Here is a 9867-nt window from a genome sequence, read left to right on the forward strand (position 1 = left end):
AATTAGGAGGAAATAATGGCAACAAAAGTAGCAATTAATGGATTTGGTAGAATCGGACGTCTCACACTAAGAAGAATCGCCGAAGTAGAAGAAAATATCGAAGTTGTAGCAATCAACGACCTTATTGATAAAAAAGGTCTTCTATATGCTTTCAAATACGATACAGCACAAGGTAGATTCAATGGAGACGCTGAACTAACTGAAGACGGATTCAAAATCAATGGCAAAGACATCAAAGTATTTGCTGAAAGAAACCCAGAAGATCTTCCATGGGAAGAACTTGGAGTTGATATAGTACTAGAATGTACAGGATTCTTTACAGAAAAAGAAAAAGCAGAAGCTCATATCAAAGCAGGAGCTAAGAAAGTACTAATTTCTGCACCAGGTAAGGGTGATCTAAAGACAATCGTATACGGAGTAAACCATGAAATTCTTGATGGTTCAGAAACAGTTGTTTCAGGTGCAAGCTGTACAACAAACTGTCTAGCACCAATGGTTAACGTATTAAAGAATGAATTCGGATTTGTTTCAGGTCAAATGTCTACAATCCACGCATACACAGCTACTCAAGCTATCCAAGATACACCAGCTACTAAAAAAGATTTAAGAGGTGGTAGAGCTGCAGCACAAAATACAATTCCTGCATCAACAGGAGCAGCTAAAGCTGTAGGTAAAGTTCTTCCAGAAGTAGAAGGAAAAATTGACGGATCAGCTCTAAGAGTTCCAACAATTACAGGATCAATCACAGAACTTTACTCAGTACTAGAGAAAAAAGTAACTGTAGAAGAAGTTAATGCAGCTATGAAAAAATACTCAAATGATGCATTTGCTTATACAGAAGATGATATAGTATCAAGCGATATCGTAGGTTATCCAGCAGGTTCAGTTTTCGATTCTCAACTTACAAAGATAGTTGAAGGAGAAAACGGAACACAAGTTGTTAAAACAGTTGCTTGGTATGACAACGAAATGGGATATGTTTCTAACTTAGTTAGAACACTTGACTATCTAGCAAATCTTTAAGAGTTAAATTAGGCGAGGTAAGTCTCGCCTTTTTTTAACGAAAATTACGAGGAGACTTATGAATAAAAAAACTGTAAAAGATTTAGACGTAAAGGGCAAAAAAGTACTTGTTAGAGTTGACTTTAATGTACCACTTTCTAAAGAAAACAACGAAGAAATCGCTGATGACACAAGAATAAAAGCAGCTCTTCCAACAATTGATTACCTATTAGAAAATAATGCTAAGGTTATTCTTATGAGCCACCTTGGTAGACCAAAGGGAGAAGCTAAACCAGAATTTGCTCTAAAACCTGTAGCAGATTGGCTAGAAAATCATTACAAAGATAAATTCCACTTCTTCCCAAGCCCAGAAGTTGTAGATGACAAGGTTAAAGAAGAAGTAGCAAATCTTAAAGATGGTGAAGTTTGCTTAATCGAAAATACAAGATATGTTGCTGGTGAAACTAAAAACGACCCTGAATTTGCTAAAAAACTAGCATCTCTTGCAGACTTATATGTAAACGATGCATTTGGTACAAGCCACAGGGCACACGCATCTAACGTAGGTGTTGCAAGTATACTTCCTTCAGCTGTAGGATTTTTAATTGAAAAAGAAATCGACGTTATGGGTAAAGCTCTAGAAGATCCAGAACATCCATTTGTTTCAATCCTAGGCGGAGCAAAAGTATCTGACAAAATCGGTGTAATTGAAAACTTGATTACAAAAGTTGATACTATCCTAATTGGTGGAGGTATGGCTTACACATTCTTAAAGGCTCAAGGAAAAGAAATAGGTAAATCCTTATTAGAAGAAGACAAGATGGATTTATCCCTTGAACTAATCAAAAAAGCAGAAGAAAATAACGTAGAAATCTTACTTCCAGTAGATGTTGTTATTGCTGATGAGATTAAATCAGGAGTAGAAACTGAAGTTGTTGACATAGATTCAATTCCAGAAGATAAAGAAGCTCTAGATATAGGACCAAAAACAGCAGAACTATTTGCATCAAAGATTAAAAATGCCAAAACTGTTGTATGGAATGGACCTATGGGAGTATTTGAAGTTAAAGAATTTGCTAACGGAACAAACAAAGTTGCTGAATCTTTAGCAGAATCTGATGCAATTACAATAGTAGGTGGAGGAGACTCTGCACTTGCAATAGAGCTAGCAGGATTAAAAGATAAAATTACTCATGTATCTACTGGTGGTGGAGCAAGCCTAGAGTTTTTAGAAGGTAAAGATCTACCAGGAATTAGTTCAATAGAAGATAAGTAAGGAGAATTGATGCGTAAACCAGTTATAGTAGGAAACTGGAAAATGAATATGACAGTTTCTGAAGCAGAAAAATTATTAGATGAAATAAAAGCTTTAGATTTAGATGAAAATGTTGAAGCGGGCGTTTGTACACCAGCTATTGACCTATTAGTAGCTAAAGAAAAGTTGAAAGATACGAGTGTTGGATTTGGTGCACAAAACATGTACTTTGAAGAAAGCGGAGCATTTACAGGAGAAATATCTCCAACCATGCTTACAGATATCGGAGCAAAATATGTAATATTAGGTCACTCTGAAAGACGTGAATACTTCAAAGAATGTGATTGTTTAATCAACAAAAAAGTAAAATCAGCCTTAGATCATGATTTAGTTCCTATCCTTTGCTGTGGTGAAACTCTTGAAGAAAGAGAAGCTAACGAACATGAAGCAAAAGTAAAAGCGCAAATTGAAAAAGACTTAAAAGATGTGTCAGCTGAAGATATTGAAAAGGTAATAATTGCTTATGAACCAATTTGGGCAATAGGAACTGGTAAAACTGCTTCAAGCGAAGATGCAGACAGCATGTGCGGATATATCAGAAGCTTAATTGCTGAAACTTACGGTGATGAAGCTGCATCAAAAGTAAGAATCCAATATGGTGGTTCTGTAAAACCAAATAACGTAGTTGAACTTATGGGCAAAGAAAATATCGACGGTGCCCTAGTAGGTGGAGCAAGCCTAAAAGCAGAAGATTTTAAAGCTTTAGTTAATTTTAATAAATAAGGAGAAATAGATGAGTTTAATAACAGATGTATATGCAAGACAAATTCTTGATTCAAGAGGAAATCCAACAGTAGAAGTTGAAGTTTATACAGAAGACGGTGGCTTTGGTAGAGCAAGTGTACCATCAGGTGCGTCAACAGGTGAATGGGAAGCTGTAGAACTTAGAGATGGTGACAAGAACTATTTCTTAGGAAAATCAGTTCTTAAAGCTGTTGAAAATGTAAATGAAATTATTGCAGAAGAACTTGAATTTACTTATGATGTTACAGATCAAATCGGAGTAGACAATGCTATGATCGAACTTGATGGAACAGAAAACAAGGGTAAACTTGGTGCCAATGCAATACTAGGTGTTTCTCTTGCAGTTGCAAAAGCAGCAGCAAATGAACTTGGAGTTCCTTTATATAACTACATCGGTGGAACAAATGCAAAACTATTACCAACACCAATGATGAACATTTTAAATGGTGGAGAACATGCTGATAACTCAGTTGATATCCAAGAATTTATGATTTTCCCACTTGGAGCAGAAAGCTTTGCTCACGCTCTACAAATAGGTGCGGAAGTATTCCACAGCCTAAAATCAGTACTATCTAGCAAAGGATACAACACAGCTGTAGGTGATGAAGGTGGATTTGCTCCTAACCTTAAATCTAACGAAGAAGCACTAGAAATCATCTGTGAAGCTATCAAAGCTGCAGGTTATGAACCTGGAAAAGATGTTTATATAGCAATGGACTGCGCATCAAGTGAGTTCTACAACAAGGAAGATGGTAAATATCATCTTGAAGGTGAAGGAACTGTTAAAACAGAAGATGAAATGATTGACTGGCTAGAAGAATTAGTTGGTAAATACCCAATCATATCTATCGAAGACGGACTAGATGAAAATGACTGGGAAGGTTGGGCGAAACTTACAGAAAGACTTGGCAAGAAAGTTCAACTTGTAGGTGATGACCTATTTGTAACAAACACTAAAAAACTTGAAAAAGGAATTAGCGAAGGTGTTGCTAACTCAATCCTTATCAAAGTTAACCAAATCGGTTCACTAACAGAAACTCTAAATGCTATTGAAATGGCTAAAGAAGCAGGATATACTGCTGTTGTTTCTCATAGATCTGGTGAAACAGAAGACGTAACAATCTCTGATTTAGTTGTAGCTGTTAATGCTGGACAAATCAAAACAGGTGCACCATCAAGAACAGATAGAGTTGCTAAATACAACCAACTTCTAAGAATTGAAGATGAACTTGGTGATGATGCTAAATTCAAAGGAATTAAAGCATTCTACAATATAAATAAATAATAGAATTAAAAGGCGGCCTTTAAGGGCTGTCTTTTTTGTTATTTATTAAACTAATTATACCATACTTAAAAATAAATAAATTGATGGTATATTCATTGTGATAGTTGTTATACATAAGCATAGGCTTAGAAGATAAGTTTGTATTTGAAAGGAAGTGTAAACATGAAGACAGATATAGAAATAGCAAAGGAAATTGAGCTTAAAGATATAGATGATATCTGCCAAGAGTTAGGGCTAACTAACTATGAAAAAATTGGAAATTATAAGGCTAAGATTGACTTAGAATATTCTAAAAATATGAAAGAAGATTCAAAGTTGATTCTAGTTACAGCTACAAACCCTACTCCAAGTGGTGAGGGAAAGACAACTCTAAACATTGGCTTATCTATGGCTCTAAATAGGATTGGAAAAAGTGCAATATCAGTTCTAAGAGAACCTTCCATGGGACCATCCTTTGGTAGAAAGGGAGGAGCTGCAGGTGGCGGTTACAGTCAGGTACTACCTATGGATGAGATTAACCTTCACTTTACGGGGGACTTCCATGCTATAACTTCTGCTGTTAACTTAGTTGCTGCAATTTTAGATAATCATATTTATCAAGGAAATGAAAAAAATATTGATCCAAAAAGAATTGTATGGAGAAGATGTGTTGATTTAAACGATAGAGCACTAAGAAACATCATTATTGGTCTTGGAAATAGAACGGATGGTGTAACCCGCGAGGATAAATTTGACATAACTGTTGCAACAGAGATGATGGCTGTTTTATGTCTTGCTACAAGTATAGAAGATTTTAAAAATAGAGTAGCGAAGATGATAGTTGCCTTTGATTACGACAACAATCCTGTAACAGTTGATGATATCAGAGCAACTGGATCTGTAGCTGTAGTTATGAAAGAGGCATTAAAACCAAACCTTGTCCAAACTACAGAACATACACCAGCTATTATCCACGGTGGACCTTTTGCAAATATTGCTCACGGTTGTAATTCCCTTCTTGCTACAAAAACAGGACTTGGACTATGTGAATATGTTGTAACAGAAGCAGGATTCGGAGCGGATTTAGGAGCTGAGAAGTTTAATGATATCAAATGTAGGCTGGGTGGACTTAAACCGAATGCAAGCGTTATTGTAACCTCTATTAGATCATTGAAATATCATGCTGGTATGGATCTTGAAAATATTGGCGAAGAAAATCTAGATTATTTGGAAAAAGGATTTAGAAATCTAGAAATTCATATTGAAAATATGAGAAAATTTGGAAATAATATTTTAGTTGCTATCAATAAATTTGCTAGCGATACTGATAAGGAAATTGCATTATTAAAAGAATTAACAGATAAAATGGGAGTAAAGGCCGTGGAAACTACTGTATTTACAGATGGTGGAGAAGGTGGAGTAGAACTTGCCAAAAGCCTTGTAGAGATATGCGAAAATGAAAATGAATTTAAGTTTTTATATGACTTGGATAATTCTATCAAAGAAAAAATAGAAACAATTTCAAAAGAAATATATAGGGCAAGTGGTGTAGTTTACACTAAAAAAGCTGATAAGGAAATTAAAAGATTAGAAGATCTTGGCTACAAAAACCTACCAATCTGTATTGCAAAGACACCATATTCACTTTCTGATGATCCAAATATTAATATCAATGACAAAAATTATGAAATAACAATTAGGGATACTAGAGTAAATGCAGGTGCTGGATTCTTGGTAGCATATACTGGAGATATTCTAACTATGCCAGGCCTTCCAAAGAAAGCAAACGCCTATCAAATAGACCTTGACGAGAATAATGAGATAGTTGGCTTATTCTAGTTAGTGAACTATGATTTTTGTAAAAATTTGAAAAATTTATTACAAAGACTTGCAATTTTTTGAAAATTATTTATAATATACTTATATTAAAAATTTAGGGATAGATGGAGGGTATTATGACAAACAATTTTTTATTTAAAAAGAAGTCTAATTTTGAATACATTTTTTCATGTATTTCATACTCTATCTTTGCCTTTATCAAGAAGCTTAGATTTTTAATTGTAATAATTTTCTGTGCGCTTAAAGAGAGTCCAATTTTGGACTCTCTTTTTCTATGGAAATTTAGTTAGAGGAAAGGGTAAATAATTTAAAATATGAGTGGTTTAGTAGCGATCAAATCAAAAAATAACAAGGCTAAAAAGTTATTTTATGCACTAAGCTCTATCCAACACAGGGGTCAAGATGCTGCTGGCATTATTCTCTCAGATGGACACAGCTTAACTAGGATAAAGGGACTCGGTCTTGTAAATGAAATCTTTGATGACGATAATCTAAAAGATTGTTCAGGTGAGTTTGCCATAGGGCATGTACGAAGTTCACCTGAAGGAGCTAATAGAGATTATAATGTGGAACCTTTGGTAAGTTTTGCTAAGGGAAACGAGTTTTCTATCGCCCATGATGGAAATTTGGTTAACTATTATAGTTTAAAAGAAAAAGAAGAAGAAATGGGGATGGCCTTTCATACTCATACCGATAGTGAGTTGATTTTATTATTGATAACTAGATATTTTGAGGGCGATATTGTTAAAGCTATAAGAAGGGCAATGGAGGATATAAAAGGGGCATATTCTTGTGTCTTGTGTTTACCAGATAAAATAGTTGGATTTCGAGATTATCACGGCATAAGACCGTTATCTATAGGATACGATGATGAAAATACTGTCATAGCTAGTGAGAATTGCTCAATAGAAATCCTAGATATTGATAATTATAGAGATGTCAAAGCTGGTGAAATTGTAGTAGTAGATAAAGATGGAATAAAATCTTATCCTGCAGAAGAAAAAGTAAATTGTAAACATTGTATTTTTGAATATGTATATACAGCAAGACCTGATGCAAACATTGAAGATATAAATGCCTACATGTTTAGGAGAAGAAGTGGTGAACTACTCTATGATCAGGCACCTATAGATGCTGATCTAATTTGTCCGGTACCTGATTCTGGTACACCCTCAGCTATAGGCTTTGCCCAAAGATCTGGTATTCCTTTTGCAGCGGGACTTGTAAAGAATAGATATATGGGAAGGACCTTTATAAAATCTAGCCAAAAAGAAAGAGAACTTTCTGTTAGGTTGAAGCTAAATCCTCAAAAATCTGTCCTAGAAGGAAAGAGAATAGTCTTGGTTGATGATTCTATAGTTAGAGGAACTACTAGTGCAAAGCTTATCAAAAGAATAAGGAATGCTGGAGCAACTGAAGTTCACTTTAGGGTTACATCTCCACCTTTTGTATATCCTTGCTACTATGGAGTTGATACTCCCGATAGGGATAAGCTCATAGCATCTAAATTATCTGTAGAAGAAATAAGAGATCAAATAGGAGCTGATAGCTTGGAATTTCTGTCTTTAGATAATATTTTAAGACTTACAGGAAATCCAGATAATTTCTGTAAGGCTTGTTTTACTGGTGACTATCCAGTAATAAAGGAGAAGGTATGAATTTAGCTGTATTTATTTCGGGGACTGGCACCAACCTCAAGGCATTAATAGATGCACAAAAAGAAAAATTCTTTGATAGCCAAATAAAATTGGTCGTATCTAATAAAAATGCCAAAGGCTTAGATTTTGCAAAAGACAATAATATAAACTACATAGTAAGTAAAGATGATGACGAAATATTGGGTGAACTTAAAAAATACGATATAGATTTGATAGTTCTCGCAGGATACCTACCTAAGATTAGTAAGAAGCTAATAAATTCATATGAAATAATTAACATACATCCTTCTCTACTACCAAAGTACGGTGGAAAGGGATATTACGGAATTCACGTTCACGAAGCAGTTTTTGAAAATAAAGAAACTATTAGTGGTGTAACTATTCATCATGTAAATGAGAATTTGGATGACGGAGATATAATTATTCAAAAAGAAGTCGACATAAGTACTTGTAAAAGTGCTCAAGAGATAGCAGATAAGATTCTTAAGATAGAACATAAAAGTTTAAAAGAAGTTATAAAGAAAATGGAGGAAGAAAATTGAGAGCTTTATTATCAGTAACTGACAAGACAGGGATTGTAGAACTTGCTAAAAACCTTAATTCCTTGGGTGTTGAACTAGTATCAACTGGAGGAACGTATAAAAAAATCAAGGAAAATGGTATAGATGTAACAGAAATTGATAAGATTACAAACTTTCCTGAAATACTTGAAGGAAGAGTTAAAACTCTATCTCCATATGTCCATGGAGGAATACTCTATAAGAGAGATAATGAAAAGCATGTAAATACAATAAATGAATTAAACATAAAACCAATTGATATTGTAGTTGTTAATCTATATGAATTTCAAAAAGCTCTCGAAAAGGGAGATCCAGATGATATCATTGAAAACATAGATATCGGTGGTCCATCAATGGTTAGATCAGCTGCGAAAAATCACAAAGATGTCCTTATAGTTACAGATCCTAAAGATTATGATGAACTTATTGATAGGCTAAAAAATGATAATATAGATCTCGCTTACAGACAAAAATTGGCAATGAAAGCTTACAATTTAACAGCCTTCTATGACTCAGTTATAGCTAGATATTTTTCAAAACTTACTGGTGAAGATTCAACCTATAAAACATATGGTTTCGAGAAAGAATCAGATCTCAGATATGGAGAAAACCCAGGGCAAAAGGCAGCTTTATACAATGATCCATTTGTTAAAGGTCTAATGGAAAATATAGAAGTTATTCACGGCAAGGAAATGAGTTATAATAACTTCAACGACCTAAATCCAGCAATAGAGCTTGCAGAAGAATTGGGAGAAAATGCAGTTGTTGCCTTAAAACATCAATCTCCTTGTGGAGTAGCAGTAGGAGAGAATGTTTATGATTCTTATATGAAAGCCTTTGAATGCGATAGCCAATCAATCTTTGGAGGAATAGTTGCTGTAAACGGAGTAGTAGATAAAAAAGCTGCTGAGAAAATGCACGAAATATTCCTTGAAATTATAGCTGCGAGTGATTTTACTGACGAAGCTTTAGATATTTTAACTAAAAAGAAAAATGTAAGACTTGTTAAGGTTGACTACTCTAATGAGCTTGTTACAGAAGAAGTAAAATACTTAAATGGTAAAGTTCTAATCCAAGACAAAGACAATGGAGAAGACGAGGTTAATGTAGTTACTAACAAAAAACCTACTGACGATCAAATAAAAGATATGTTATTTGCTCAAAAGGTAGTAAAATACGTGAAATCAAATGCTATCGTTGTAGTAAAAGATATGAAAACACTAGGCTGCGGTGCTGGTCAACAATCAAGAGTATGGGCACTAGAGTCAATCAAAGATCATTTCAAAGATAGAGACTTTACTGGTGCTATCCTTGGATCAGATGCCTTTTTCCCATTCCCTGACACTGTTGAAATTGCTCATGAGATGGGGATTGACGCTATAATTCAGCCAGGCGGATCAATTAAAGATCAAGACTCAATTGATAAGTGCAATGAATATGACATGAGCATGGTATTTAGTAAATCTCGTCACTTTAAACATTAAG

General features: G+C 34.4%; 8 protein-coding genes. All 8 read left to right on the forward strand.

What is annotated here, in order from left to right; translation table 11 throughout:
• The first annotated feature begins 15 nt into the window (after positions 1–15).
• On the forward strand, positions 16–1023 hold the full coding sequence (gene gap, locus E0D87_RS06430; protein WP_004834330.1) for a type I glyceraldehyde-3-phosphate dehydrogenase: 1008 nt from the start codon (positions 16–18) through the stop codon (positions 1021–1023).
• Between the two features lie 58 nt (positions 1024–1081).
• Positions 1082–2278 (forward strand): phosphoglycerate kinase, encoded by a 1197-nt coding sequence (locus tag E0D87_RS06435; protein ID WP_130819807.1) that lies wholly within the window; start codon positions 1082–1084, stop codon positions 2276–2278.
• A gap of 9 nt (positions 2279–2287) precedes the next feature.
• Positions 2288–3040: a triose-phosphate isomerase gene (tpiA, locus tag E0D87_RS06440; protein WP_130819808.1), complete on the forward strand. Its 753-nt coding sequence runs from the start codon at positions 2288–2290 to the stop codon at positions 3038–3040.
• Positions 3041–3050: 10 nt separating this feature from the next.
• Positions 3051–4346 (forward strand): phosphopyruvate hydratase, encoded by a 1296-nt coding sequence (eno, locus tag E0D87_RS06445; protein WP_004834359.1) that lies wholly within the window; start codon positions 3051–3053, stop codon positions 4344–4346.
• Between the two features lie 162 nt (positions 4347–4508).
• The gene (locus tag E0D87_RS06450) at positions 4509–6164 is read left to right on the forward strand and encodes a formate--tetrahydrofolate ligase (RefSeq protein WP_130819809.1); all 1656 of its coding nucleotides are present in this window, start codon (positions 4509–4511) and stop codon (positions 6162–6164) included.
• Positions 6165–6478: 314 nt separating this feature from the next.
• Positions 6479–7822, forward strand: a complete 1344-nt coding sequence (purF, locus tag E0D87_RS06455; protein ID WP_130819810.1) for an amidophosphoribosyltransferase — start codon at positions 6479–6481, stop codon at positions 7820–7822.
• Entirely contained in the window at positions 7819–8364 is a 546-nt protein-coding gene (gene purN, locus E0D87_RS06460; RefSeq protein WP_130819811.1) for a phosphoribosylglycinamide formyltransferase, read from the forward strand. Before purF ends, purN begins: the two co-directional genes overlap by 4 nt.
• Complete coding sequence (gene purH / locus E0D87_RS06465) at positions 8361–9866, forward strand: bifunctional phosphoribosylaminoimidazolecarboxamide formyltransferase/IMP cyclohydrolase (protein WP_130819812.1); 1506 nt, start codon at positions 8361–8363, stop codon at positions 9864–9866. Before purN ends, purH begins: the two co-directional genes overlap by 4 nt.
• The last annotated feature ends 1 nt before the right edge of the window (position 9867 follow it).

It is taken from the genome of Anaerococcus vaginimassiliensis, from assembly GCF_900626155.1.
Classification (GTDB): Bacteria; Bacillota; Clostridia; order Tissierellales; family Peptoniphilaceae; genus Anaerococcus; species Anaerococcus vaginimassiliensis.